Origin of the sequence: Mesorhizobium sp. M0894, from assembly GCF_040319725.1 — a bacterium.
In the GTDB taxonomy this organism is placed as follows: domain Bacteria; phylum Pseudomonadota; class Alphaproteobacteria; order Rhizobiales; family Rhizobiaceae; genus Mesorhizobium.
Genome location: NZ_JAMYOG010000002.1, coordinates 279719 through 305762, shown reverse-complemented (window position 1 = coordinate 305762; position 26044 = coordinate 279719). Strand labels below are relative to the sequence as shown.

Here is a 26044-nt window from a genome sequence, read left to right as displayed (position 1 = left end):
TCATGTAGCATAGGAGGTCGAGGGCGCAAGGGGCAGACCCGATGGCTGTGCGAGGCCGTGGTGCGGGCGAGGGCGAGGACGTTGGCAGCGGCGTCAGCGAACGCTTGCTGTTTGCCGCGCCCGTGCCTGTCCTGCCGGCACCGGCATTGCTGCCGGTTCCACGCTTTGATGCCCCGTCGCTGCCGGCGAGCGACCCAGCAACGGTTCTCGTGCCCGCGGCCGAGCCCATCGTGCGCCTACGCCGGCGTTTCCGCCTCCCGTCACCGTCCCGTATCCGCAACGGCGTAACCTCGGCGGTCGGCCTGGAGCTCGACCGTGGGGTCGCCTTCCTGCTGGTGCCGGTGTTCCTCGCATGCGGGGTGGTCGTATATTTTGCGCTGGCGGTGGAGCCGGCCTTTCCACAGCCGATCGCAATCGTCGCCTTGGCAGCCCTCTGTGCCGTCGCCTCGCGGTCGTGGCCCAGAACCCGCCTGTGCTTCATGGCGGCGTTGCTCTGCGCGCTTGGCGTGCTTGCCGCCAAGGTCGAGACCTGGCGTGTCGGAACGCATATGCTCGGTTCCGAAATCTCGACGCGCCTCACGGGTCGCGTCGTATCGTTCGAGCCCATGGCGAGCGGCCGCATCAGGCTGACGATCGATGTGATCTCAACCGCCAGGCCGACACTGCGCTACATGCCGGAACGGGTCCGCGTTTCGGCGATGAAAATACCGGCTGAGCTGACCGCCGGTTCCGAGATCGCCGGCTATGTGCGGCTGCTGCCGCCGACCGGGCCGGTGCGGCCCGACAGCTATGATTTCTCCTTCGACAGCTATTTTGCCGGTATCGGCGGCAGCGGCTTTTTTCTCGGCAATCCGAAAGTCGTGTCGTCGGGCAGCATGCCGTTTGCCGCGCGGCTTTCTTCCGCGATCGAAGACGCGCGCGAATCCATCGCCGACCATATCCGCAGCCGCATCGGCGGCGCCGAGGGCGAGATTGCTGCTGCGCTGATCGTCGGCGTGCGCGCTGGCATTCCCGAGGAGATCAACGAAGCGATGCGGCGTACCGGCATCTACCACATCATCTCCATCTCGGGGCTGCATATGGCGTTGGTCGCCGGCACCATTATGGCGCTGCTGCGCGGCGCCTTTGCGCTGTTTCCCGATTTCTCATCGCGACGGCCGGTCAAGAAATACGCGGCGGCCGCCGCGCTTTTTTCGATTGCGGCCTACCTCGTCTTTTCCGGCATTGTGGTGGCGGCCGAACGCAGCTTCATCATGTTGGCGGTGATGCTTATCGCCGTGCTGTTCGACCGGGCCGCGCTCACCATGCGCAACCTGGCGATCTCGGCCATCGCGGTCATTCTGGTGTCGCCGCACGAGGTGGTCGGTCCGAGCTTCCAGATGTCCTTCGCCGCGACGGCGGCCCTTGTCGGCGCCTATGCAGGCTGGTCCGATTACCGCGCCGGCGGGGCCACCACGCCGCCGCCCCGGCGGTCGCCGCTACGCTTTGCCACTAGAAAGGTACTGCTGGGCATGGGCGGCCTGGCGATGACCTCGATCATTGCAGGGAGCGCCACGGCGCTTTTCGCCATATGGCATTTCCAGCGCGTGGCGCCGCTCAGCCTGTTCGCCAATCTGGCCATCATGCCTATTGTCTCACTGGTCGTCATGCCCTTCGCCGTCCTCAGTGCGCTGGCGATGCCGTTCGGCGCGGATGGGCCTTTCCTCTACGTGATGGGCAAGGGGCTGACGGCGATGATCGCCCTGTCCGGGTGGATCTCCGAGCGCTCGCCGATCGATGCGGTCGGGCTGATTTCGCTGAGATCTGTCCTTTTGGTGACGATCGCCCTCGTCATTGCCAGCATGGCGACGACCTGGTTGCGGCTCGTGGCCCTTCCTTTTGCGCTCGCCGGCTTGCTAACGACAACGCAGACGCGCGTACCCGATGTATTGATCTCGGAGGACGCACGGCTCGTCGCGCTGCCGATCGGCAGCGGGGAACTCGCGGTCAACCGGGCACGCCCGAATGAGTTCACCATCGACAACTGGAAACGCGCGCTCACATCAGAGGCTATCGTCGCGCCGGAAACACCTGGAAAGAACGATCCGCAATTCGACATTGCCGATCCGGCCGACTTACCGCCGGGCATGCCGTTCATTTGCACGGACGGTCTCTGCCTTGCCAGGCATCCATCCGGCGCGATCATCGCGCTAGCCAATGACCGCGAAACTGCACGGCCAGCCTGCGCCTTTGCCAGCTTGATCGTCATCGACGACGCCACCGCCCATAATCCCTGCTACTACGACCGGCTGGTCCTCGTCGTCACCAAACGGCAACTGGCGCGCGCGGGAAGTGCGGCCGTCTATTTCGATCCACAAGCGGCAACACGCGCCGAAATCCGCTTCGCCGTCGAAAAATCATACCGGCCCTGGCACGTGCAGCGGAAATTTTCACGCGCGGCGCGGGGCATGCCGCCATACCGCAGAGCCGACAAGCCAAAAGCCGGCGCCAAGGGCGCAGCTCAGTAGCGGCGGATCAGCCCAACGAGCTTGCCCTGCACCTTGACCCTGTCTGGTCCGAAGATGCGCGTCTCGTAGGCCGGATTGGCGGCTTCCAGGGCGATCGAGGCGCCCTTGCGGCGGAACCGCTTCAGCGTCGCTTCTTCCTCGTCGACCAGTGCCACCACGATCTCACCGGGGCTCGCCGTATCGGCATTGCGGATGATCACCGTGTCGCCGTCGAAAATGCCAGCCTCGATCATCGAATCGCCTTTGACCTCGAGCGCATAATGCTCGCCGCCCATGATCATGTCCGGCGGCACCGAGATCGAATGCGTCTGGTGCTGGATGGCATCGATCGGCACACCAGCGGCGATGCGGCCCATCACCGGGATAGACACGGCGGCGACGACATCGTCGTCATTGCCGGCTGCAGGGACGCGCGACGATGTCGGCTTGCCTTGCCGAGGACCTTGCCCAAGACTGCCCTGGATGACACTCGGCGAGAACTTGCGTGCCGCATTGAGGCCGGGGGCGATCGAATCGGGCAGGCGCAGCACCTCCAGCGCACGGGCCCTGTTGGGCAAACGGCGAATGAAGCCGCGCTCCTCCAGCGCCGTAATCAGCCGGTGGATTCCCGATTTGGAAGCCAGGTCGAGCGCTTCCTTCATCTCGTCGAAGGAGGGCGGGATACCGCTTTCCTTCAGCCTTTCGTGGATGAACATAAGCAGTTCGTGTTGTTTGCGTGTCAGCATAGCGACCCCCAACAGAATCAGAAAAACAAACCCAGAACAAACACTATCTGTTCCAGTTGTGTTCCGCAACTGTTTAAAGTTTAATGAATGTGTTAGGGCTCGGGTAACGATACCACTCGCCAAACCGGGACGCTGCATTTTCACCGCCGCGGGCCTCATCGCCTTGATTCTGCTTTCGTTTGCGGCCTCTGGGTTTCCAGAAGGCGGCACTGGTATCGGCCGTCAGCCGGCAAAGGGGCACGGAATTGAAGCCGTATCGACTGTGCGGTTTGGTCAATGCACCGTGAACGAAACGAACTCAAAACGCCAACCTTGGGTTGGCTTGGCTCCTGGTTTCCACCGCATGGTCAGGCAACTTGTCGCCGGTGGAGCCTTGCTGCGCGATACCAGGTAATGGAGAACCGCTCGTGACCGATGGATGCCGTCGATGCGTGTCCGGCGTTGCGGTGAATCTTGGGGAGCAGACAAATCATGACAGGAATTCCCGATCTCGTGGCCATAAGGGCGATGGATGCTGCAGATCCGCTGCGCGCGATGCGGGACCGCTTTGTGCTGCCGCAAGGAGTGATCTATCTCGACGGCAATTCGCTAGGGGCCGCTTCGCGTGCCGCTTTCGATGAATTGAGCAAGGCAGTGACCGAAGAATGGGCGCATGATCTCATCCGCGCCTGGAACACGGCCGGCTGGTTCAACATGCCGCTCGAACTTGGCGACCAGCTCGGGCGCCTGATCGGTGCCGCGGCCGGCCAGACGGTGGTCTGCGACACGACATCGGTCAACATCTACAAGCTGCTGCACGCCGCCATGGCCATGCGGCCGGAGCGGCAGGTCATCGTCGCCGAGGGCGACAGTTTTCCGACAGACCTCTACATGGCTGAGGGTGTGGTTTCGACGCGAAAAGATACGCTGCTGCGCCTCTCGGGGGTCGACGCGCCGAGCATCGAAGAGCTGATCGACGAACGCACCGCCGTGGTGCTGGTCAACCACGTCAACTACAAGTCGGGCGAACTGCGCGACATGCCGGCGCTGACGCGCAGGGCCCAGGAAGCCGGGGCGATGATCGTCTGGGATCTCTGCCACACCGCCGGTGCGATGCCAGTCGAGCTCGACACGGCGAACGCCGATTTTGCCGTTGGCTGCACCTACAAATATCTGAATGGCGGACCGGGCGCGCCTGCCTTCATCTATGCGGCTGAGCGGCATCTTGCCGACATCCAGCAGCCGCTCACCGGCTGGTGGGGCCATGCACGGCCCTTCGCCTTCGAGCCAGGCTATGCGGCCGGCACCGGCATCCGCCGGTTTCTGTGCGGCACCCAGCCGGTCCTGTCTATGCGCACGCTGAAGGGCGCGCTCGACATCTGGAACGATGTCGACATGACGGCGGTGCGCAAGAAGAGCATCGCGCTGGCCGATCTGTTCATCGAGCTTGTCGAGGCAAAGTGCGGCACTTACGGGCTAACGCTCGAAAGCACGCGCGACGGGGAAAAACGCGGCAGCCAGATTTCATTCATGCACGAGCATGGCTACCAGATCATGCGCGCGCTGATCGAACGTGGCGTGATCGGCGATTTTCGCGCGCCATCGACCATGCGCTTCGGCTTCACCCCGCTCTATGTCGGCTATGCCGATGTCTGGCAGGCCGTCGAAGTGCTTGAGGACATCCTGCGCACCGGTGCGTGGAAGGATGCGCGCTTCGCCATCAAGGCGGCTGTCACTTGAGATTGATGCGAGAGCTGGAATCGTGAGGCTGGCGACGACGCGCCGCGCGATGCTCACGGTCGTTGCAAGGCCATATTGCCAGGGGAGGGCGCAGGGTGTTCGAACGTCACATTGCCGATTGGGACAACGCCTATGCCAACGGCGCCAACATAGCCGGCAGCGATCGCTGGCCGGCGGCCTGGGTCGAGCCCGCGCGGGTTTTTCGCGACGTGCTTTCGACCGAGGGCCGGGCGCGGCTCGACATGGCCTATGGCGATGGCCCACGCAACCGGCTCGATCTTTTCCTGCCGGCCACCAAGCCCAAGGGGCTCGTGGTGTTCGTCCATGGCGGCTACTGGATGGCATTCGACAAGAGTTTCTGGTCGCATCTTGCCGCTGGCGCTGTTGATCGCGGCTATGCCGTGGCGATGCCGTCCTACACGCTCTGTCCGCAGATGCGCATTGGCGGCATCGTCAAGGAAGTCGGCGCGGCGATCGGCAAGGCGGCGGGGATGGTCGCAGGGCCGCTGATGCTGACCGGACACTCGGCCGGTGGCCATCTTGTTAGCCGGATGGTTACGACGACGACGCCGCTGGCGCCCGAAATTGTCCGGCGCATTCGCCATGTCGTATCGATCTCGGGTGTGCACGATTTGCGCCCGATCATGCGCACCGGCATGAACGAGACGCTGGCGATCGATGAGGCCGAGGCGCAGGCCGAAAGCCCGGTGCTGCTGCGCCCGATGGACAAGGCCCGCCTGACCTGCTGGGCCGGCGGCGGCGAGCGCGCCGAATTCCTGCGCCAGAGCGCGTTGCTGGCCAATATCTGGATCGGCCTGGGTGCCGCGACCAGTTCGGTGGTCGAGCCTGACCGGCATCATTTCAACATCATCGACGGTTTGGCCGATCCAGACCATCCGCTGACCCGGACCTTGATCTCGGAGTGAGGCAGGTTCAGCGTAGCATCAGCACGTCGCAGGCGGCGCCCGCCGCCGCGGCGGGCGTGAACGGCGCACGGACGATCAGCCCGTTGGCATCGGCCAGCATTTTCAGCATCGAGGAGTCCTGGATGCCGAACGGCGTCGCCACGAGCGTACCGGCGTCGTCTGTGACAACAGCCCGCACATAATCTTGCCTGAGATCGTTGGCCGGCATGGCAGCGCCGAGCCGTGCCTCACGCATATCCTGCTGAAAGGCGCGGCCGCCGAGCCGCGCCAGCAGCGGCTTCAGGAAGAGCTGGGTGCAGACCAGGCTCGCCACCGGATTGCCGGGCAAGCCGATGCAGCGAATGTCGCCCAGCCGCCCGAACATCAGCGGCTTGCCCGGCCGCATGGCGATCTTCCAGAAATCGAGAGTCATGCCTTGCCCGGTCAGCACGTCATGGACGAAATCGTGGTCACCGACCGAGGCACCGCCCAGCGTGACGATGACGTTCGCGCCAGCCTTCACGGCCTTTTCCACCAGCGCAGCGATCGCCTCCCTGCGGTCCGGCGCGATGCCAAGGTCGAGCACTCGCGCACCGACCGACTGTGCGGCGGCGGCGACACCATAGGCGTTGGAGGAGATGATCTGGTCGGGGCCAAGCTCGCTGCCCGGCGGCAGCAATTCGTCGCCGGTGGCGATGATGGCGACCAACGGCCTTTTGACCACGCCGACCTCGGGGTGGTTGGCCGATGCCGCCAGCGACAAGGCCGCCGGGTCGAGCAGGCGGCCTTTGTGCAGCAGGACGTTGCCTTTGGCGAAATCGAGCCCGAGGCGGCGGATGTTTCGCCCCTGCACCGTCGGCTCCGTCACTTCGACGACACCGCGGCCGAGATCGCGGACGTTCTCCTGGATGACGATGGTGTCGGCGCCTTCGGGAAGCGGCGCGCCGGTGAAGATACGGACGGCCTGCCCCTGCTGCACCGTCCCGGCAAAGCCGCTTCCGGCCGGCGCCATGCCGACCACCGAAAGCTTTGCTGGTAAGGACGCGATATCAGCCGCCCGCACGGCATAGCCGTCCATGGCGGAGGCGTTGAACGGCGGCTGGGTGCGGAGCGCCACAACCGGCTCCGCCAGCACGCGGTCGGCGGCATCCAGCAGCGCGACGCGTTCGCCCTGCAGTGCAGCTGCGCCGTCCAACAGGCGCTCGAGCGCCTCAGCAACTGGGACCAGCGCCATCAGCGGCCTGCCTCGGTGACCCCATCTTCGGTGATCTTGTAGTCGCCGGATTTGCCGCCGGTCTTTTCAACCAGCCTGATACCGGAGATGACCATGGCGCGGTCGACCGCCTTGGCCATGTCGTAGATGGTCAGGCAAGCGACCGAGACGGCGCTCAGGGCCTCCATCTCAACGCCGGTTTTGCCCGTGACGCGGGTCAATGCTGTGACCTTCAGGCCGGGCAAAGCTGCGTCCGGCTCGATATCGACAGATATCCTGGTCAGCAGCAGTGGATGGCAGAGCGGGATCAGTTCATGCGTCTTCTTGGCCGCCATGATGCCGGCGATACGCGCGGTACCGAGCACGTCGCCCTTCTTGGCATCGCCGGCGAGGATCATGTCCAGCGTCTCGGGCCGCATCGACACGAAGCCCTCCGCGACTGCCGTGCGCACCGTCTCAGCCTTGTCGCCGACATCGACCATGTTGGCTTCGCCGCGCGCGCCAAGATGGGTGAGGGCGGCCGCCATCCTCAGATCGCCTCTGCCGGCGCCTTGCCCGTCAAAAGCAGGCGCGTTGCAGCGGCCACGTCCTGTTGACGCATCAGGCTCTCACCGACCAGAAAAGTGGCGATGCCGCTCCGCTCCAGCCGGCGGCAATCGTCATGCGAAAAGATACCGCTCTCGCTGACCAGAAGGCGGTCGGCGGGCACCATCGCGACCAGCCGTTCCGAGGTCTCGAGGCTGGTTTCGAAGGTCCGGAGATTGCGGTTGTTGATACCGATCAGCCGCGACGACAGCTGCAGCGCGCGTTCCATCTCAGCCTCGTCATGCACTTCGACCAGCGCGTCCATGCCGAGCCCGAAAGCTGTCGCTTCGAGTTCTCTTGCCAACGCGTCGTCGACGCTGGCCATGATGATCAGTATGGCATCGGCGCCCCATGCCCTGGCCTCGTAGACCTGATAGGGATCGAACAGGAAATCCTTGCGCAAGGCAGGCAACTCGACGGCAGCGCGCGCATCGTTGAGGAACGCGGGCGCCCCCTGGAAAGAGGGTGCGTCGGTCAGCACCGAAAGACAGGCGGCACCGCCTTCCGCATAGGCCCTGGCCAGCGCCGGCGGATCGAAATCGGCGCGGATCAGGCCTTTGGATGGGCTAGCCTTCTTGATTTCGGCAATCAGCGCGAACCTGCCGGATTGGCGCTTTGCTTCAAGGGCGGAAAGAAAGCCGCGCGGCGCTTCGGCGTCCGTTGCCCGTGCCTTGATCTCGGCAAACGGCACTTGCGCCTTGGCCGCCGCGATCTCGTCGCGCTTGTAAGCCTCGATCTTGCGCAGGATGTCGGACATAGTTCTAACCGTTCGAAATCTCGACCAGCCTGTCGAGCACTTTCAGCGCGCGGCCGCTGTCGATGGCCTGCGCCGCCGTCACCATGCCGTCGGCAAGTGTCGTCGCCTTGCCGGCCACCACCAGCCCGGCGCCGGCATTCATCAGCACCGTGTCGCGAAAGGCGCCGGCGGCGCCGCCCAGCATGTCGCGCAGTGCCTGGGCATTGTGGGCGGCGTCGCCGCCGCGCAACTCGTCCTTGGTGTGACGCTTCAGCCCGACCGCTTCCGGGGTCAGCACAAAGCTGCGGATCTCGCCGCCGGCCAATTCGGCGACCTGCGTCTCGCCGGTGGTGGTGATCTCGTCATAACCGTCGCCATGGACGACCCAGGCATGGTCGGCACCAAGCTCCTTCAACGTTTCTGCCACCGGCATGATCCATTCGGGCAGGAACACGCCGACCATCTGCCGTCTGACACTGGCCGGATTGGAAAGCGGACCCAGCAGGTTGAAGATGGTGCGGGTGCCGAGCTCGACCCGGGTCGGGCCGACATGCTTCATCGCCGGGTGGTGCGCCGGCGCGAACATGAAGCCAACTCCGGCCTCGTGGATGCAGCGGCCGATCGTCTCCGGAGGGATGTCGATCTTGACGCCCAACGCGATCAGAACATCGGCGGCGCCGGTCAGCGAGGACAGTCCGCGATTGCCGTGCTTGGCGACGGGCACGCCGCTGCCAGCGATGACGAAGGCGGATGCGGTCGAAATGTTGACGCTGTGCGAATTGTCGCCGCCGGTGCCGACAATGTCGATGGCGCCCTCGGGGGCTTCGACGCGCAGCATCTTGGCGCGCATGGTGGCGACGGCGCCGGCGATCTCGCTGACGGTCTCACCGCGCACCCGCAATGCCATCAGGAAGCCGCCGATCTGGCCGGGGGTGGCGTCACCGGACATGATGATGTCGAAGGCCTCGCGCGCCTCCTCGAAGGAAAGAGCGCTACCGGCGGCGACCTTGGCGATGTGGATCTTCAGCGCGCTCATCTGGCCAGGGCTTGGGTTACGGCCGTCTGATCGATGCGGACGTCATATTGCGTCTGCAACTGCGCCACCAACTGGTCGAGCAGGTCGTCGGACATACCGGAGGTGAAGGATTTCTGCGCGTCCTGGGGTACTGAGTTGGCGTCGGCCCCGGCGGGCTCGAATACCTCGGCAACCTTGAACAGGATCTGTCCGTCGCCCGTGGGCGAGGGGATTAGCCCGGTGCCGCCTTCGCCGACGCCGAACATCGCGGCGGCCCCTTCCTTGCCGAAATCGACGTCGTCAGCATCGCGCTTGACACCGCGCTTGGTCTGCTTTTCGAGCTTGAGCTCACCGGCGATCACCTCGAGCGTGGCGCCGGCCTTGAGACGCTTCTCGAGCTCTTGTGCCTTTGCGGTAAGCCGTTTGGTGGTCTCCGCCGCGGTCCAGTCGGCCACGACCTTCTGGCGGACTTCGTCCAGCGTGCGGTCGCGGGCCGGCGTGATCGCGCTTACGTCGTAGAAGACGAAGCCGTTATCGGCGGTGGTGAGGCCTTCATTGTCTGTTCCGGGTTCGGATTCGAACACCGCCTTGATGAGCGCCGGCGATTCCGGCAGGTCTTTGACGATGCTTTCATCCGGCCTTCGGCCGGTGCGGTCGATGGCGTCGATGGTAACGACCTTCAGCTTCAATTTGGCAGCTGCCTCAGCGAGCGAACTGCCGGAGGCGCGCGTATCCTCGTAATTGTCGTGCACGTCCAGCAAGATGCGGCTTGCCTCGCCCAGTGCCAGATCCTTGCGGATCTGCTCGGACACTTCGGCCAGCGGCTTCACCACTTCGGGCTTGACCTCGGTGACGCGCAGCAGAACGGGGCCAAAGGCGCCCTGTACGACCGGGCTGACTTCATTGGCGTTGAGCTTGAAGGCAGCATCGGCAACCGCCTTGTCAGCGATCTTGTCCTTGGCCAGCGTGCCGAGCAGGGTGTCGGCCGGCGTCTTGCCTTCGGCGGCGACGATCTTGTCGAAGGTCGCGCCGGTCCTGAGCGAATCGAGCGCCGCCTTGGCAGCATCAGGCGTCTTGAACACAAGCTGCTCGATGGTGCGCATCTCGGGCGTGGTGTAGCGCGCCTTGTTCTTGTTGTAGTCGTCGCTGACCTGTTGATCGGTCACTGCGCTCAAATCCATGATGTCTTCCGGTTCGAGCCTGACATAGGAGAACTTACGGTATTCGGGCGCGGCGTAGGTTTTCTTGTTCTCCCCGAAATAGGCCGAAAGCACGCTGTCGGACGGCGCTTCTATCGGTTCGACCAGCGATTTCGGCAAGGTCAGGTAGTCGATTGTGCGATCTTCGCCGCGATAGAGCGCGACCGCCTTGAAGAATGTATCCGGGGCTTTGAGGCCATCCGAAACCGCCTCGACGATCTGCTGGCGGACCGCCACCTGGGCGCGGTTTTTCAGATAGTCCTCCGGCCGCATGCCGATCTGCCGGAGCAGGTACTCGAAGGTTCGCCTGTCGAAGGTTCCGCCAGGCCCTTTGAACGCCGGGTCTTCGCGGGTCAGTTCGGCCAGCCGGTCCTTGGACAGGCCGAGGCCGAGCTTGCGGGCCTGCTCGTCGAGGACGGCGCCCGAGACGAGTTGCGCCAGCACCTGGTTGTCGATGCCGAGCGCCGTCGCCTGCTCACGGCTGATGCGCTGGCCGAATTGCTGCGACATTACGCTGAGCTGGCGATCGTAGGCGAGGCGGTATTCGTTGATCGAGACCTTGGTGCCTCCGGCCGTAATCACGGCGTCATGGCCGGCAAGACCGCCCATCAGCCGCCCCGAGATGCCCCAGACGGCGAAGCTCAACACCAACAATGACAGCAGCAGTTTCGCGACCCAGGTCCCCGCCGCGCTTCTCAACATACCAAGCATGAGTACTTCCGATTTTTGCGCATTTCGCATGCGCCGAGTCTGAAACAAGCGCAATAGCGCCCTTCCTGCTCACTGTCGATTGCTTTGTGGCCTGATTTTGATAGTGAGAGCCAGCTGGAAATTGCCCGGAGAAACAAATCCCATGACGCCTGGAATCCGCCCGCTCGTCGCCGGCAACTGGAAAATGAACGGGACCAGCGCCTCGCTCAACGAGCTCAGGATGATCGGCAACGGCTTCATGAGCGGGCTCGACGCCGAGACCGAAGCCGTGGTCTGCGTGCCGGCGACCTTGCTTGCGCACGCCGCCGAGATTCTGTCGCGCACGCCGGTCCGGGCCGGTGGTGAGGATTGCCACACCGAGGAAAGCGGCGCCTATACCGGCTGTATTTCGGCGGAGATGCTGAAGGATGCAGGCGCCAGCCATGTCATCGTCGGCCATTCCGAATGCCGTGCTGATCGCAAGGAGAACGATGCCATAGTGCAGGCCAAGGCCTCCGCCGCATGGCGCGCCGGGCTGGTGGCTATCATCTGCATTGGTGAGACAAGAGCCGAACGCGAAGCAGGAGCCACGCTTGACGTGCTGTCGCGCCAGGTTGCGGGCTCGGTACCGCCAAACGCCACGGCGTCCAACAGCGTCATTGCCTATGAGCCGGTATGGGCGATCGGCACCGGCTTGACCCCGACCGCCGCCGACGTCGCCGAGGCGCATGCGCATATCCGTGAAGAACTGGCGCGGAAGCTTGGCAATACGGCGGCCAAGATGCGCATTCTCTACGGCGGCTCGGTCAAGCCGTCCAACGCCGTCGAGTTGCTCGGCGTCAGGAATGTCGACGGCGCGCTGGTCGGCGGCGCCAGCCTGAAGGCAGCGGACTTCCTCGGCATCGCGGAAGCCTATCGAAACATCGCTTGATACCGGGACTGCTTGCTGGATTTGAGCGGACGGCCGGCGCCGGAATCGTTGCAAAGGACGCATTGCTTCCCATATTCCGGCCACGGGCTTGGAAATGCCGTCAAAGCATTGTATTGAGCCGCCTCCAAATCAGCGGCCGCACAAGGCCTTGCCAGGATAAATTATGGAAACCGTACTGATCGTCGTCCACCTCATGGTCGTGCTCGCGCTTGTCGGCGTGGTGCTGCTGCAGCGCTCCGAAGGCGGCGGTCTCGGCATCGGCGGCGGATCGGGCTTCATGACCGCGCGTGGCGCCGCCAATGCGCTGACGCGGGCGACAGCGATCCTGGCCGCGGCTTTCTTCGTCACTTCGCTGACACTGTCGATCGTCGCGCGCTATGGCGAGAAGCCGATCGACATTCTCGATCGCGTCCCGGCGACCTCGGACGGGGCAGGCAAGGGCGTACTCAACCAATTGCCCGGCGCCACGACGCCGCCTTCAGGCAACACGGCGCCGACCCCGCCGTCCGGCAATGGCGCGGCAACGACGCCTCCGGCAACAGCTCCGGCGACGCCGCCAGCGACAAACGGCGCCACCGCGCCGGCCACGCCGCAAGTCCCCAACCAGTAATCGGGCATCTGATGCCGCGATCTGTTGTCGTTTGAACACAGTCGCGGCAAATGCCGCACGATCACGAAGATTCGACCGCGCCCTACGCTTGAGGCGCTTCCGGCTAATCGATTATACATTGCACGCGGCATTTTCGGCGTCCTTGGGGGGCGCCGGGCGACGCCGTGGGCAACAAGCATTGAACGATCGGATCTTCCCCATGCAGCTTCGCAGCTTCATTTTTGCCGGCCTTTGTGCCGTGCTCAGCCTAGGTGCGCCCGCTTATGCGGCTATGCCGACGGCAAATTCGGCTCATAAAGCCGCGACAACAACTGACGTCGTCAACGTCGCTGCCAAAAGCGATGCGGCGCAATTGAAGCTTCTCAAGAAGAAGAAAGATCCGACGCCGGACGACCTTGCGCAGATCCGCAAGATCGAAGCCAAGATCGCAGCCGACAAGGAAGCCGCTCGCGCCAAGGCACTCGAAGCCAGGAAGCTGGCGATGCGCGAGGCGGCGAAAGCCAAGGCCGATGCGGAACGGCAGGCATTCCTTGCCAAGGAGAGCCAGCCGGTCGCGGCGGTCAAGGTGGCTAATGCCAAGCCGGCCAAGAAGAAGACCGTCAACATCATCGAACCGATCGCACCCATCGCGCCGATCCAGTCGGCCGAGCCGATCCCGGCCGAGGCCATGAACGTTGCGCTGACCGGCAACAATGGCGAATTGCGCAGCGAACCGGTCGGGCAGAAGCCGCAGAGCGTCGGGCTGTTCGCGGGACTGTTCGGCGGCACATCGTCTTCATCGATGTCGCTGCTTCCTGAGACGCGCGCGCTCGACGCCGCGCTCGAAAGGAAGCAGGCCAAGCGCCAGTTCAAGGTCAAGCCGGAATTCGTGCCGCAGGAGGTCGAATTCACCGGCTACAACCCCGGCACCATCGTCATCGATACCAGCGCCCGCCGTCTCTACCTCGTCGAATCATCGTCAACCGCCCGCCGTTATGCCATTGCGGTCGGCCGCGAAGGCCTGCAGTTCAAGGGGACGGTTGCCGTCGGCGACAAGCAGGAATGGCCGCGCTGGATTCCGACGCTGGATATGCAAAAGCGCGAACCCAAGCATTATGGGCAGTACAAGGACGGTATGCCCGGCGGCGGCGACAATCCGCTCGGTGCGCGCGCCATCTATCTCTACGATGGCAAGAAGGATACCCATCTGCGCATCCACGGTACCATTGCACCGCAGTCGATCGGAACCAGCGCCTCCAATGGCTGCTTCCGCATGATCAACGAGCACGTCATGGATCTCTATCGCCGGGTGAAAGTAGGCACCAAGGTCGTCATCATCTGACGCCTCGACAGATCGTGCCAAAAGGGCCGGCCTCGCCGGCCCTTTTGTTTTGATACGCCAATGACCAGAGCGCCTTCTTGGGAAAAAGCCTTCGCGGCGGTTTTTTCTCTGGCGGAATCAATTCGGCCGCGTTAAGCGATGACTCCCATGGCGCGATATGTATTCATCACAGGCGGCGTGGTTTCCTCACTTGGAAAAGGCATTGCTGCAGCGGCCCTTGGGGCTCTCTTGCAGGCGCGGGGCTATCGCGCACGCATCAAAAAGCTCGATCCCTATCTCAATGTCGATCCCGGCACGATGTCGCCCTACCAGCACGGCGAAGTCTTCGTGACCGACGACGGCGCCGAGACCGATCTCGATCTTGGCCATTATGAGCGCTTCACAGGCCGCTCGGCCAACCAGCAGGACAACATCACCACCGGCCGCATCTACAAGAACATCATCGAGCGCGAGCGGCGCGGCGACTATCTTGGCGCCACCGTGCAGGTCATTCCGCACGTCACCGACGAGATCAAGAACTTCGTCCTCAACGGCAATGACGACTACGATTTCGTGCTGTGCGAGATCGGTGGCACCGTCGGCGACATCGAGGCGATGCCGTTCCTGGAGGCGATCCGCCAGCTCGGTAACGACCTGCCGCGCAACAACGCCGTCTACGTCCACCTGACTTTGATGCCTTACATTCCGACGGCGGGCGAACTGAAGACCAAGCCGACACAGCATTCGGTCAAGGAGTTGCGCGGCATCGGCATTGCGCCTGATATCCTGCTGGTCCGCGCCGACCGGCCGATCCCCAAGGAAGAGCGCAGAAAACTGTCGCTGTTCTGCAACGTGCGAGAAAGCGCCGTCATCCAGGCGCTCGACGTGCCGCATATCTACGACGTGCCGATGGCCTATCACAATGAAGGGCTGGATTCGGAAGTGCTGGCCGCCTTCGGCATCGATCCGGCGCCGAAGCCGCGCATGGAACGATGGCAAGCGGTGTCCAACCGCATCCACAATCCGGAAGGCGAGGTGACTATCGCCGTCGTCGGCAAATATACCGGCCTCAAGGATGCCTACAAATCGCTGATCGAGGCGCTGTCGCATGGCGGCCTCGCCAACCGGGTCAAGGTCAAGCTCGACTGGATCGAAAGCGAGATATTCGAGAAGGAAGACCCGGCGCCGTGGCTGGAAAAGGTCCATGGCATTCTCGTCCCCGGCGGTTTTGGCGAGCGCGGCTCGGAGGGCAAGATCCTGGCGGCGAAGTTCGCGCGCGAGCGCAAGGTGCCATATTTCGGCATCTGCTTCGGCATGCAGATGGCCTGCATCGAGGCGGCTCGTTCGCTGGCCGGCGTCGAGCACGCATCATCGACCGAGTTCGGTCCAACCGAGGAGCCGGTCGTCGGCTTGATGACCGAATGGCTGAAGGGCAACATGCTGGAAAAGCGCAGGGAAACCGGCGACCTCGGCGGCACCATGCGGCTCGGTGCCTACCAGGCCGACCTCGCCAAGGGATCGAAGATCGCCGAGATCTATGGCGATACGCAGATTTCCGAACGCCATCGCCACCGCTATGAGGTCAATGTCGACTACAAGGAGCGGCTCGAGGATTGCGGCCTGGTGTTTGCCGGCATGTCGCCGGATGGCGTGCTGCCGGAAACGGTCGAATATCCCGACCATCCCTGGTTCATCGGCGTGCAGTATCATCCCGAGTTGAAAAGCCGGCCGCTCGATCCGCACCCGCTGTTTGCCAGCTTCATCGAGGCGGCGGTAGAGCAGTCGCGGCTGGTCTAGACTAGCCGCCGATGCGAACTTACGTCGCGCTGCTCTACAGCATCATCCTGGGCGAGGGGCGGCGGGTCGTCATGTCCGATCTCAAGGCGATGGCCGAAGGCCTGGGCCTGAACAACCCGCGCACACTGGTGGCGACCGGCAATCTGGTCTTCGAGACGCAAGAGACTGAACGCGCGGCGTTGGAGCAGCGGCTGGAGGCGGCGTTCGCAAAGACTTTTGGCCGCCATGTCGACATCATCGTGCGCCGCGCCGACGGCTGGCTGAGGCTGGCGGCCGGCAATCCGTTCCCAGCCGAATCGGCTGAAGCCGCGGACCGGGTGGCGGTGCGCGTGATGCGGGCGCCTGTTTCCCCCGATGCGGTCTCTGCGCTGCAGGCCTATATCGGCAGGAATGAAAAGCTGCAGGCGGTCGGCGGCGACATCTGGATCGTCTTTTCGCGCGAGACGCCGAGTTCGCGGCTGCTTGCGGCGGTGAGCCACAAACGCCTCGGCATCGGCACGTCGCGCAACTGGAACACCGTGCGCCGCCTGGCCGAGATGGTCGCAGAATGAACGGGGCGGCTTGCGCCGCCCCGAATCCGTTTAGGCCTTGGCCATCTTGGCCCAGGCGCCGAGTGCCATCGTACGCAGCACGTAATAGATGACGCCGGCAATTGCCACGCCGAAAAACCAGCCATAGACGCCCTACCAGGACGGCAGCAGGCTGGTGAAGTTGGGCAGGATCGACGAGAAGACCGCGCCAATACCGGCGGCGATGAAGGCATTGACATGCCAGCCGCCCTGGAAGCGGAATTCGCCATTCTCCCTGTAGAGCGCCTCGACATCGACCTCGCCCTTCCGGATCAGGTAGTAGTCGACCATCATCACGCCGAAGATCGGCCCCATCGTCGCGCCAATGATGTTGACGAAGGAGGCGGCACTGCCTTCCCAGGGCGCGAAGGGATAGAGCACCAGCGCGATCAGCGCCGCGATGTAGCCGCCCTTCTTGAAGTCGATCTGACGTGGAAAGACGTTGGAGAAGTCGAAGGCCGGCGACACGAAGTTTGCCACCACATTGATGCCAAGCGTCGCTACGGCAAAGGTCAGGGCCGCGAGCGCCGCCAGGAACCAGCTGTCGAATTTCGCCGAGATCTGGTCAGGATGCAGCAGCACCTCGCCATAGACGTCGAAGGCGGCGATTGTGGTGACGCCGGCGACCAGCGAGAACAGGATGAGATTGACCGGCAGGCCCCAGATGTTGCCCTTGCGCAGCGATGCCTTGTCCGGCGCATAACGGGCGAAATCGCAGAAGTTGAGGTAGAGCGCTGAGAAATAGGTCACCCAGATCGCCGCCACAGCAAACAGCGAGGTCCAGGAGCCCGGCGTGCCCGGCACGCCCGCGTCCTTGGTCTTTTCCAGCAGCACATCCATCGGGATGTCGCTGGTGAAGGCGAAGGTGCCTGCCTTGATGCAAAGATAGATCGCCAGGATCAGCATCATCACCCACACCGCCGGTCCGGCCCAATCCTGGAAGCGGCGCACGTTTCCATGCCCCTCTGGATGATCAGGAGCTGCAGCGCCCAGATGACGGCGAAGCAGATCACCTCGAGCCCGGAGTGGCCGAGGAAATGTGTGCTCTGGTTGAAGTCGGCGAACCATTGCGAGCGGATCAGCAGGGCTACGATCGCGCCGGAGGCCGCCGCCGTCTGCGCGCCGTACCAGAAGCAGGCGACGATGGCACGCACCAGCGCCGGTATGTTGGCGCCCCAGATGCCGAAGGAGGCGCGCGCCAGGACCGGGTAGGGCACCTCGGTCTTCACGCCGGCATAGCCGACCATGTTCATCAACGCATAGATGATCAGCGAACCGATACCGATGGCGATGATGAAGTTGACGAAGCCGCCGCAGAACAGGAACAGGCTGGCAGCGAGATAGTAGCCCCACAGGCTGTGGACGTCCGACGTCCAGACGTTGAAGATCGAGAACGGTCCCAGTTTCGAACCTTCGCCGGAGCGAGATCCTCATTGTACAGGTCCGGTGATGCGCCTTGTATGGTCATAGAGATGTCCTCCCCTTGTTACCGCACGCGCCTCCACGCGTGGCACGCAGGTTAAGCCTGACGCAGGGGAACCGGCAAGCAGACGATTTGCCGGCTTTGGGCTTAAAGATATTCAATGAGAAACGCGCTTATCGACCGGACGCTGCCGTGGCTGCGATATTGAGCTTCGCCCTTGATTCGGTCTCTGCCTTGTTGTCGGCCGGTCGAGCACCGGAGACCGGCGAGACTTCGAAATTGGCCCCGAGCCAGGCTATTGCGCCGGTCACGCCATCGAGGACATAGGTTGCGGCCGTCGGTCCGTTCGGCTTCACGCGGATCGAGATGCCGCCAATTTCGTTGATGGCCTCGAAACCGTGTTCGTCCGATGTGTCGTCTCCGAGGAATATCGGCCGCCGGCCGACAAAGGGCGGAATGTCCATGAAACGCCGGATGGCAGCACCTTTGACGGCTTCCAGAGGCATGAGCTCGACGCCGGCGTTTCCGGGAAGCACCCGATAACCCTTCGGAAGCCGGGCCAATGCCTGTTCGATCAACTGGATTGCCGGCGCAAGCAGTTGCGGCGCTGCTCTTGTATGGACGGCAAGGACCGGACCCTTGCGCTCGACATAGACCTTGCCGCTGCCCAGTTCGGCCTCGATCTCGTCGGCAAGGGCGGCGATGTCGGCAGGCGCGTCGGCGGCATCGATCGGACCCGTCGGCGTCAGCCGGTGCTCCAGCCCATAGAGGCCGGCGATCCTCAGCTTCAGCGGGTGGAACAGCTTGTCCACAGCGGGGATCGAGCGGCCGGTGATGAAGGCGACCGCACCATCCAGCCGCTGCTCGATGTGCCCAAGCAGATTGCGCAATTCCTCGCCGACCGACACCGCGTCGGGATGGGCAGCGTGTTCCAGCAGGGTTCCGTCGATGTCGAGGAAGAGCGCCCATTGCCCTTCCGGCAGGTACGGCGCCGGCGGTTGTTCAAAGCTTTTCACGACGCTGCCTTCCGTGCCCGCTCGAACATCGAGATGACGTTGTTGGTGTTCGACGGCGGGCGCTCGCCAGTTCCGGTCACCCTGTCGAGATCGCCGCGTTTGCGCAGGCGCGCGGCATCCAGCAACATGCTGCCGGCCCAGCGGTAGACATTATTGTCGCGGACCATCTCGCGCATCGGCCGCAAACGCTCGCGCTGCTCTTCCGGCGTCATCGTCAGCGCCTGCAACAGCGCCTCGCTCATCATGGCTGCATCGTAGGGGTTGACGATCAGTGCCTCCAGCAATTCGCGCGAGGCGCCGGCGAAGGTGCTGAGCAAAAGCACGCCCTGTTCGTCGTCGCGCGCCGCGACGAATTCCTTGGCGACAAGGTTCATGCCGTCATGCAGGCTGGTGACCATGCAGATGTCGGCGGCGCGATAGACCTCGTAGACCTGCTCCTGCCGATGATGTTCGGCGACCATCAGGATAGGGCTGTATGTCTCGCTGCCATAGCGCCGGTTGAGCTCCTCGGCACAGCGGCGGCATTCGTCATGGAGTTGCTGGTAGGCCGGCAATGTCCCCCGGCTCGGCGCCGCGATCTGCAGGAAAACCACCTTGCCTATCCATTCGGGATATCTGGTGAACAATTCGTCCAAGGCATGGAAGCGATCGAGAATGCCTTTCGTGTAGTCGAGGCGCTCGACGCCAACGCATAGTTTGGTCTCCGCAGACAGGCCGAATCTATCGCGGACACGGGCGCGGCACTCCTCGACAGACGGCAAACTTGCCAGCAATTGGGCCGGCCATTCTATGGAAATGGGATAGGCGTGGACCAACGTGGTCTGTCCGCCATAGGAGATCGCCGCGTCGGCCCGTTCTATGCGGCTCTCCAGAAAGCGGTCGACACTTTCGGTGAAGTTGTTGGCATGGAACTGGGTATGAAAGCCGATGATCGAACTGCCGAGCAATCCCTCCAGGATCCGCTCACGCCACGGACAGATGCTGAACACTTCCGAATTGGGCCACGGGATGTGCCAGAAGGTGATGATGATGGCGTCCGGCAGGCGCTGACGGATCATGCGCGGCAGCAGCGCGAAGTGGTAGTCCTGTACCAGCACGATCGGCCGCTCGTTGCGTGCTTCGGCGACCACCGTATCGGCGAACTTGCGGTTGACGGCCTCGTAGGCGTCCCAGTCCGAGGCGCGAAAGATCGGGCGGGTGAAGGCGATATGGCAAAGCGGCCATAGGCCCTCATTGGCGAAGCCCAGGTAATAGCCCTGATATTCCTCCTCCGTCAGCCAGACCCTGCGCAGCGTGTAGGACGGATTGCCTGGCGGCACCTGCACCCGGTCGTCCTTGTCGACCGTGAGACGGTCTGCCGTTCCGCCGCCATAGGCGATCCAGGTTCCGGCACAGGCGCGGGTGATGGGCTCGAGTGCCGAAACCAGCCCGCTGGCCGGCACCAGAAGTTGGACCCCGTCATCCTTGATGTTGTGGATGTAAGGTTCGCGGTTGGACACCACGATGACCTGTGCGTCCGGCAGGTCGTCGGCCAGGATCTTGCGCAATGTGTCGGGCGACCATGTGACCAGCGCCGCGTCGGCCGACTGGCCGTTCTTTTCGAACTCGCGCAGCACCTTGCGTGCCGCTTCCGATGCGACATCCTCGCTCGGCGTGTATGCGGCCGCCGTTGCGCGGCCGCGGCGCTGGCGGGATATCGATAGGAGAATGGCAAAAGCGGAAAAGCCAAAACTTGCAATCAGCAAAACCCAGAGCAGGTCTACAGTATAATCTGACATGGAATGTGATCTCGCCTCCGCCGCCGATAGCCGTTTTTATTGGTTTTTCTGGTTCGCTGCCGTGCGAAAACAACAGCGTTCCCACGCCGCCCATTTTTGCAACGCACAAAGAGGCTATCGGTTCCGGACGATTGCGGTGCCGCGCGTCGTTTTCGATGCGCGCAGCGAGGCGGCGTCAGGTGCGCACGATGAGCGGTACCATCCCCTCATACCGATCGGCGAGAAAGGCGACGACCCGATCGCCGACACGCTGGAATGTGAGGTCGACCACCACCGAGCCGACACCCAGATGCCGCAGTGTCAGCGTGTCGATGCCGATCGGCAGCCTCGGGCGGGTGACCCGGATTTCACCGTCCCAGCCATCGATTTCCAGGCCAAGGCAGGCCTGCATCAACATGAAGGCCGATCCCGCCGACCAGGCCTGCGGCAGGCACGCGACGGGATAGGCGATCGGCGCTTCGCCCGGCGACCTGGTAAAGCCGCAGAACAGTTCCGGCAGCCGCATGTTGAAATGGACAGCCGACTCGAACGTGCCGCTCATCAGCCGCACCACGCTGTCGCGTACGCCATAACGTGCCAGGCCGGCACCGCACATGGCAGTGTCGTGCGGCCAGATCGAACCGTTGTGGTAAGACATGGGATTGAAGAATATCGCATCGTCGGCCAGCGTCCTGACGCCCCAACCCGAGTGGAACGACGCCGAGAGCAGCTGATCGGCGACCAACTGCGCCCGTTCCGGCTCGGGCAGCCCGACATAGAGGAGATGGCCGGCATTCGACGTCCGTACCTTGCAGACCTCGCCGGCACCGTCGATCGCCATGGCGTAGAAATTGAGATCGTCCATCCAGAAATGGCGTTCGACCGCGGTGCGCATGGTTTCGGCGCGTTCGTCCCAATGATCGGCCTTGTCGTCCTCGCCACGGCGGCGGGCGAGCGCTGCCAGACCACGGAACGCAGCAAAGACATAGCCTTGCACCTCCACCAGGGCGATCGGCCCCTTGGGCATGCGACCGTCGGCATGGAAGACCGAATCGAAGCTGTCTTTCCAGCCCTGGTTGGCGAGGCCGGACTCGGCGCCGCGCTGATAGGTAACGAAGCCGGTCGCGCGGCTTATCTCTTCGGTCCATTCGGCCGCAGCACAGAGCGATGGCCACAGGCTGTCGAGGAACGCCATGTCGCCGGTACGATCCGCATAGGCACAAGCGAGATGAATGTAGAGCGGCGTGGTGTCGACACCGCCGTAATAGCGGCCAAACGGGAGCTCCCGCAGTGCCGCCATCTCGCCCTTGCGGGTCTCGTGCATGATCTTGCCCGGCTGTGAATCGCTGAACGGGGACGTTTCGGTTGCCTGATGCTGGGCGAGAAAGGCGAGCACGCCACGCGCCAGCCCGGGATTCAACCACAGCATCTGCAGTGCGGAGATCACCCCGTCGCGGCCAAACGCCGTCGAGAACCAGGGTATGCCGGCATAGGGGTAAGGTCCGGTTGCAAGCTCGGTGGTCAGCAACGCCACGTCCGCGCGCGCGCGCTCGATCCAGTCGTTGAAGACGCGGCCAGAGCTGTGCACCGTCGCGCCGTGGCGGCGTTTGGCGCGCATGCCGAAGCGAGCGCGGGCGGCGGCAGCCCGAAAACGGTCGCGGTCGGGTGTCTCCGCCACTTCCGGGCCGACTTCGATATAGAGGACCTCGCTGCTGCGCTTAGTCACCGCAATCAGGAAATCCGCACGGTTGGTGGTCAAATTGTCCGGGGCTTGCGAGAACGAGATCGCCGACAGGCGCACAAGCTGGTCCAGCCCGTCATATCGAAGCACCACGGACGTCGGACTGGTCTCGGCGGCATGGGCTATCCCGCGCTTGGGCCGGGTCGAGCCGCGCACCTCGAACATGTCACGGAAATCTGCTGCGAAATGCAAGGAAACCCGAATGGCCGACGATTCCTGGCTGTAGTTGGAAAGGGTGATGCGCTCGAACAGCCGGTCCTGCCAAAGCAGCCTGACGCGTTCTATGTGGATCGCGCCCTGCGGAATATCCCGGCCACCGACACTCTGAATCGGCAGATTGGTCAGGTTCGAGGTGAAAAGCACATTGTCCTGGCTGAGCGATGCGCCGAGCAGTGACATTTGCCGGCCACCGACCGTCAACCGAAATTCCGAAAGCACACGCGTGTCGTCTCGGAAAAAGCCGTCGCCGGCGCCGCGGATGTCGCCATAGGCGTCGGCCACCGCGAAGCAGTCGCCTTGCTTGAGGGCGAACAGCCGGTGCGGCTCCCGAGGCGCGACCTCGTCGAGAGAGGCAAGGGCTACGGCGGGATCAAGCTTACGCTCGTCGAGTTGATTCATTCGTCACAAACTCTGTCGTTTCGTTCTCAACTTCCACAATGACGCCGATCAGGACGCTCTCGCTTCACCGGGAGCACCGATCAGGTGCGCATAGGCTGCCACATAGTCGTGGGCCATTCTCGTGGCAGAAAAACGGTTCTCGAATACGGCTCTCACCTGACGCCTGTCGAGGCGTAGCAATTCCGGTATCGAGGCGACCGCAGCGTCGACTGTATCGACAAGGAAACCGGTCACGCCGTGGTCGATGATCTCCGGCAGGGCACCGCAATTCCAGGCGATTACCGGCGTGCCGCAGGCCATCGCCTCTATCGCGGCAAGGCCGAACGGCTCCGGCCAATCGATCGGAAACAGCAGGCCGGCCGCCTTGCCGAGGAATTCCGCCTTTCCGTCCTCTTCGATCTCGCCGATATAGTCGACACGGTCGCCGTCGATCAGCGGCTCGACAGTGTCGTGGAAAAACGCGCGGTCGTCATCGCCGATCTTTGCGGCAAGCTTCAGTTTCAGCCCGGAGCGCAAGGCGATCTCGATGGCACGATCGGGGCGCTTGTCGCGCGACAGCCGGCCCAGGAACGCCAGATACGGCTCGTCCGCATCCGTCTCGAAAGTCGGCTCGTAGATATCGATCGGCAGCCCGTGATGGATGGTCGCCAGCCAATTGGCCTTGGCGAGCCCGGCTCTCTGGCTGCGGGAAATCGAGATCATCGGAAAGCGCGGAAAACGTTCGTAGGCCGGCGCCAGATCGACATAGTCGAGCCTGCCATGCGGTGTTGTCACCGTCCGGTCGGGCATGTGTTCGAAGAAAGGAAAATGCAGGAAGTGGCTGAGATGGAAGTGGATGACGTCGAACTGCTGCGCACGGTTCCTCACCTCGGCAAGCATCGAGAGATGCGCCGCGGTTTCGGATTTGTGGGGGCGCGGATCGAGACGCAGCGCACGCTCGCGACACGCCACCAATTTCGCCGACGTCTCGGTATCGCCGCTGGCGAACAGGGTCACGTCATGGCCAAGCTCGACCAATCCTTCGGTCAGATAGGAGACGATGCGCTCCGTCCCTCCATAGAACCGGGGTGGCACGGATTCATGGAGCGGCGCCACATGGGCTATTCTCATGTTTTGGCATTTCCCTCAAAAAATAGACTGCTCGTGGGATCGAAATGCATCAGCCGCGCTAACGTTCCCGTACAACGGCAAGATGTCGCGCAATTGGGACTGCTGGAACTTCTCGTCCAGCCAACATTTTTCACGGCAAGCCTCTTTTGCCGGGAACCAAAGGGCCAGTTCGCGAGTTTAGTGGGGTTCGATCGTACGCATCCGGTCGACGGGGAGGAAACGATGGACCGCTTGCAATTCTTTTCGCCCGTGCGGATTTTGCGCGGACAGGGACAGCCTGTGGAGGAGATCGACAGCGTTGCCGAAGCGATGGCATTCCTGCGAAAATGGCCGGCCGGGCGGCGCGGGCCGGTTTACCAATGTGCGGTGAATTGCTGTGCTGCGGCCATGGCCGGCCGGATGTCGGCCGAGGAAGCGAGAAAGGCTTTTGCCGGCTTCGCCCGGATCACCCGCCTGCTCGAGGGCGATCGGCCGTTGCCGGTGAGCGGCGAGGATCGGCATCGCGCGGATGCGCTGCGACGATAGCGCCAGCTGCCGCTAACCCTCAAAACAAGATATCATTCAGCCGGAACGCCCGATCGGCGACTGACTCGCTTTCGCGAACAGTCGTTTGAACTGGGCTACAGCACCGTTCTCGGCGATGTAATCGCAATAGGCGGCGTAATCGGGGTCGCGTGACAGATGGCGTTCCTCGGTGATGGCGCGAAGTGCATAGACGGCGTTGAGCCCGAGCAGGATGGCGGAGTGCCGCAGCGCTTCAGCGGGTCCCGTAGCGGTGAGGAAAGGGACGGAGACCAGCCACCAGGAGAGGTTTTTCGAAACATAGGCGGGGTGCTTGATCCAGCGATACGGTCCGCAGGTGATGATTCCGCGGTTGGTGAGATTGGAAAATCTCAGGCCAAAGCTCACGGTGGACCAGACAAAAATCAAGACGCAGAAGACGATCGCCGATCCCCAGAAAACCTGGAGCGCCGGTGTGGGCATCACCGCCGTCCAGTTGGCGCCCGTTTCGTAATTCAGGTAGGCACGGGTGGCGGCATTCATGGGTTCATAACAGGCAAGACAAACCAGCCAGCCGAACACAGTGGGCTCGACGGTGCGGATATGGTTGTCGAGGACGCGCAGCGTGAAAATGTAGCCGACGACCGCGACAAGGACATCCACCATGAACAGGAGATCGATTGCAAAAGCGTGCCAGCGCATGATGTCGAATTGATACGGTTGTTCCAGTCCGGCCAGGATCGAACCTAGCGCGGAGCACAGATAGACGAACATCAGCGGCAGGAAGAAGCCTTTGACGATCCAGCCCCGCACATGCTGGCGTATCTGCTCAGTCCTTTGCGGCACTGCCGCCGAGGACGAATGCACCGATTTCGGCATATGAATCTTCCGGATCGGTTTGCCGGCGATCGACATAAGCAACATAAAACGGCGCGGTGACGAGCAGCGCCGGCAAGGTGTCGTAGAGAGCTGCCCAGTAGGGGGCGTAAAACTCACGCCGGTATTCCGGCAATATCCAGTAGACTGCGGCAATCGTCGTGAGCGTGACGATGAAGCCGATGAGTTTGCGCATGACGCGCTCGACTTCAAGCGCTCGCATCGGCTTTGCCTGCAATCCCGTTGAACGCCTTCGAAACGTCTGGAAATAGGCCGTGTCGACCGCGATCATCGCTGCCGCGGTAGCTGCAATGACAGTCATGGCCTGCAAATGCACAGGCCAGCTTCTGTCGACGAGCACCCCGACGGCCAGCGCAAGACCAAGCAGTCCTGCAAGGCCGGTGAGGGGCGCGGTCGCGGATTTCGGTTGGAGCGTCAAGCTACTACTCCCGTTGTCGTGAGGGTTTGATCGTCGTGGGCGGCCGGCACGGGTCACGTGGT

21 protein-coding genes and 1 pseudogene are annotated in these 26044 nt (G+C 63.1%); 9 read left to right on the top strand and 13 right to left on the bottom strand.

Annotated elements, in window-relative coordinates; translation table 11 throughout:
• Positions 1–41 precede the first annotated feature (41 nt).
• On the top strand, positions 42–2507 hold the full coding sequence (locus tag NKH91_RS04790; protein WP_352844073.1) for a ComEC/Rec2 family competence protein: 2466 nt from the start codon (positions 42–44) through the stop codon (positions 2505–2507).
• On the opposite strand, the gene lexA is transcribed toward NKH91_RS04790, so the two are convergent.
• Entirely contained in the window at positions 2501–3232 is a 732-nt protein-coding gene (gene lexA / locus NKH91_RS04785) for a transcriptional repressor LexA (RefSeq protein ID WP_084642503.1), read from the bottom strand. The two genes, NKH91_RS04790 and lexA, sit on opposite strands and share 7 nt — an antisense overlap.
• Positions 3233–3703: 471 nt before the next feature.
• Between lexA and kynU the strand changes: the two genes are divergently transcribed.
• Both kynU and NKH91_RS04775 read left to right on the top strand, forming a co-directional pair.
• The gene (gene kynU / locus NKH91_RS04780; protein WP_023717715.1) at positions 3704–4951 is read left to right on the top strand and encodes a kynureninase; all 1248 of its coding nucleotides are present in this window, start codon (positions 3704–3706) and stop codon (positions 4949–4951) included.
• 95 nt (positions 4952–5046) lie between these two features.
• Positions 5047–5877 carry a hormone-sensitive lipase gene (locus tag NKH91_RS04775; RefSeq protein ID WP_352482663.1) on the top strand — a complete coding sequence of 277 codons (831 nt, stop codon included), beginning with the start codon at positions 5047–5049 and terminating at the stop codon, positions 5875–5877.
• Between the two features lie 7 nt (positions 5878–5884).
• On the opposite strand, the gene NKH91_RS04770 is transcribed toward NKH91_RS04775, so the two are convergent.
• From NKH91_RS04770 to NKH91_RS04750, 5 genes are read right to left on the bottom strand one after another with little or no spacing between them, the layout of a single operon-like run.
• Positions 5885–7090: a molybdopterin molybdotransferase MoeA gene (locus tag NKH91_RS04770; protein WP_352844071.1), complete on the bottom strand. Its 1206-nt coding sequence runs from the start codon at positions 7088–7090 to the stop codon at positions 5885–5887.
• Positions 7090–7596, bottom strand: coding sequence for a cyclic pyranopterin monophosphate synthase MoaC (gene moaC, locus NKH91_RS04765; RefSeq protein ID WP_023717712.1), 507 nt, complete (start codon positions 7594–7596; stop codon positions 7090–7092). Before moaC ends, NKH91_RS04770 begins: the two co-directional genes overlap by 1 nt.
• Before the next feature lie 2 nt (positions 7597–7598).
• Positions 7599–8411 carry an indole-3-glycerol phosphate synthase TrpC gene (gene trpC / locus NKH91_RS04760; RefSeq protein WP_352883649.1) on the bottom strand — a complete coding sequence of 271 codons (813 nt, stop codon included), beginning with the start codon at positions 8409–8411 and terminating at the stop codon, positions 7599–7601.
• A gap of 4 nt (positions 8412–8415) precedes the next feature.
• The gene (gene trpD, locus NKH91_RS04755) at positions 8416–9426 is read right to left on the bottom strand and encodes an anthranilate phosphoribosyltransferase (RefSeq protein ID WP_352482657.1); all 1011 of its coding nucleotides are present in this window, start codon (positions 9424–9426) and stop codon (positions 8416–8418) included.
• Positions 9423–11315 (bottom strand): SurA N-terminal domain-containing protein, encoded by a 1893-nt coding sequence (locus NKH91_RS04750; RefSeq protein WP_352790165.1) that lies wholly within the window; start codon positions 11313–11315, stop codon positions 9423–9425. The genes trpD and NKH91_RS04750 overlap by 4 nt, the downstream gene beginning before the upstream one ends.
• A 142-nt stretch (positions 11316–11457) precedes the next feature.
• Here NKH91_RS04750 and tpiA point away from each other — a divergent pair, with 142 nt between their 5' ends.
• The 5 genes from tpiA to NKH91_RS04725 all read left to right on the top strand — a co-directional run bounded on the left by tpiA (position 11458) and on the right by NKH91_RS04725 (position 16483).
• On the top strand, positions 11458–12225 hold the full coding sequence (gene tpiA, locus NKH91_RS04745; protein ID WP_023717708.1) for a triose-phosphate isomerase: 768 nt from the start codon (positions 11458–11460) through the stop codon (positions 12223–12225).
• A 163-nt stretch (positions 12226–12388) separates the two neighbouring features.
• Complete coding sequence (gene secG, locus NKH91_RS04740) at positions 12389–12835, top strand: preprotein translocase subunit SecG (RefSeq protein WP_352844069.1); 447 nt, start codon at positions 12389–12391, stop codon at positions 12833–12835.
• A gap of 199 nt (positions 12836–13034) precedes the next feature.
• Positions 13035–14156: a L,D-transpeptidase gene (locus NKH91_RS04735; RefSeq protein ID WP_352844067.1), complete on the top strand. Its 1122-nt coding sequence runs from the start codon at positions 13035–13037 to the stop codon at positions 14154–14156.
• Positions 14157–14303: 147 nt separating this feature from the next.
• Complete coding sequence (gene pyrG, locus NKH91_RS04730) at positions 14304–15932, top strand: CTP synthase (protein WP_352448839.1); 1629 nt, start codon at positions 14304–14306, stop codon at positions 15930–15932.
• A gap of 11 nt (positions 15933–15943) precedes the next feature.
• Positions 15944–16483, top strand: a complete 540-nt coding sequence (locus NKH91_RS04725) for a DUF1697 domain-containing protein (RefSeq protein WP_352844065.1) — start codon at positions 15944–15946, stop codon at positions 16481–16483.
• Between the two features lie 30 nt (positions 16484–16513).
• Here NKH91_RS04725 and NKH91_RS04720 read toward each other — a convergent pair.
• The 5 genes and pseudogenes from NKH91_RS04720 to NKH91_RS04700 form a co-directional block, all read right to left on the bottom strand.
• Positions 16514–17969, bottom strand: a pseudogene (locus NKH91_RS04720) (NCS1 family nucleobase:cation symporter-1).
• 128 nt (positions 17970–18097) lie between these two features.
• The gene (gene otsB, locus NKH91_RS04715; RefSeq protein WP_352844063.1) at positions 18098–18940 is read right to left on the bottom strand and encodes a trehalose-phosphatase; all 843 of its coding nucleotides are present in this window, start codon (positions 18938–18940) and stop codon (positions 18098–18100) included.
• Entirely contained in the window at positions 18937–20718 is a 1782-nt protein-coding gene (locus tag NKH91_RS04710; protein ID WP_352482652.1) for an alpha,alpha-trehalose-phosphate synthase (UDP-forming), read from the bottom strand. Before NKH91_RS04710 ends, otsB begins: the two co-directional genes overlap by 4 nt.
• A 175-nt stretch (positions 20719–20893) precedes the next feature.
• On the bottom strand, positions 20894–23056 hold the full coding sequence (locus NKH91_RS04705) for an amylo-alpha-1,6-glucosidase (RefSeq protein WP_352816205.1): 2163 nt from the start codon (positions 23054–23056) through the stop codon (positions 20894–20896).
• A gap of 48 nt (positions 23057–23104) precedes the next feature.
• Positions 23105–24166, bottom strand: a complete 1062-nt coding sequence (locus NKH91_RS04700; protein ID WP_023717702.1) for a glycosyltransferase family 4 protein — start codon at positions 24164–24166, stop codon at positions 23105–23107.
• Here NKH91_RS04700 and NKH91_RS32340 point away from each other — a divergent pair.
• Complete coding sequence (locus NKH91_RS32340; RefSeq protein WP_502898971.1) at positions 24152–24691, top strand: DUF982 domain-containing protein; 540 nt, start codon at positions 24152–24154, stop codon at positions 24689–24691. The two genes, NKH91_RS04700 and NKH91_RS32340, sit on opposite strands and share 15 nt — an antisense overlap.
• Positions 24692–24727: 36 nt before the next feature.
• Here NKH91_RS32340 and NKH91_RS04690 read toward each other — a convergent pair whose 3' ends face one another.
• Both NKH91_RS04690 and NKH91_RS04685 read right to left on the bottom strand, forming a co-directional pair.
• Entirely contained in the window at positions 24728–25441 is a 714-nt protein-coding gene (locus NKH91_RS04690; protein WP_352950957.1) for a methyltransferase family protein, read from the bottom strand.
• 55 nt (positions 25442–25496) lie between these two features.
• Positions 25497–25982: a hypothetical protein gene (locus tag NKH91_RS04685; protein WP_352844059.1), complete on the bottom strand. Its 486-nt coding sequence runs from the start codon at positions 25980–25982 to the stop codon at positions 25497–25499.
• Positions 25983–26044: the final 62 nt, after the last annotated feature.

Bases quoted from the DNA above. Each gene is read 5' to 3' on its own strand.
- NKH91_RS04705 (WP_352816205.1), bottom strand. From the start codon at position 23,056: ATGAATCAACTCGACGAGCGTAAGCTTGATCCCGCCGTAGCCCTTGCC.
- NKH91_RS32340 (WP_502898971.1), top strand. From the start codon at position 24,152: ATGGGCTATTCTCATGTTTTGGCATTTCCCTCAAAAAATAGACTGCTC.
- NKH91_RS04725 (WP_352844065.1), top strand. From the start codon at position 15,944: ATGCGAACTTACGTCGCGCTGCTCTACAGCATCATCCTGGGCGAGGGG.
- moaC (WP_023717712.1), bottom strand. From the start codon at position 7,596: ATGGCGGCCGCCCTCACCCATCTTGGCGCGCGCGGCGAAGCCAACATG.
- lexA (WP_084642503.1), bottom strand. From the start codon at position 3,232: ATGCTGACACGCAAACAACACGAACTGCTTATGTTCATCCACGAAAGG.
- trpD (WP_352482657.1), bottom strand. From the start codon at position 9,426: ATGAGCGCGCTGAAGATCCACATCGCCAAGGTCGCCGCCGGTAGCGCT.
- kynU (WP_023717715.1), top strand. From the start codon at position 3,704: ATGACAGGAATTCCCGATCTCGTGGCCATAAGGGCGATGGATGCTGCA.
- NKH91_RS04770 (WP_352844071.1), bottom strand. From the start codon at position 7,090: ATGGCGCTGGTCCCAGTTGCTGAGGCGCTCGAGCGCCTGTTGGACGGC.
- NKH91_RS04735 (WP_352844067.1), top strand. From the start codon at position 13,035: ATGCAGCTTCGCAGCTTCATTTTTGCCGGCCTTTGTGCCGTGCTCAGC.
- NKH91_RS04690 (WP_352950957.1), bottom strand. From the start codon at position 25,441: ATGTTCGTCTATCTGTGCTCCGCGCTAGGTTCGATCCTGGCCGGACTG.
- tpiA (WP_023717708.1), top strand. From the start codon at position 11,458: ATGACGCCTGGAATCCGCCCGCTCGTCGCCGGCAACTGGAAAATGAAC.
- trpC (WP_352883649.1), bottom strand. From the start codon at position 8,411: ATGTCCGACATCCTGCGCAAGATCGAGGCTTACAAGCGCGACGAGATC.
- NKH91_RS04710 (WP_352482652.1), bottom strand. From the start codon at position 20,718: ATGTCAGATTATACTGTAGACCTGCTCTGGGTTTTGCTGATTGCAAGT.
- secG (WP_352844069.1), top strand. From the start codon at position 12,389: ATGGAAACCGTACTGATCGTCGTCCACCTCATGGTCGTGCTCGCGCTT.
- NKH91_RS04750 (WP_352790165.1), bottom strand. From the start codon at position 11,315: ATGCTTGGTATGTTGAGAAGCGCGGCGGGGACCTGGGTCGCGAAACTG.
- NKH91_RS04790 (WP_352844073.1), top strand. From the start codon at position 42: ATGGCTGTGCGAGGCCGTGGTGCGGGCGAGGGCGAGGACGTTGGCAGC.
- pyrG (WP_352448839.1), top strand. From the start codon at position 14,304: ATGGCGCGATATGTATTCATCACAGGCGGCGTGGTTTCCTCACTTGGA.
- NKH91_RS04700 (WP_023717702.1), bottom strand. From the start codon at position 24,166: ATGAGAATAGCCCATGTGGCGCCGCTCCATGAATCCGTGCCACCCCGG.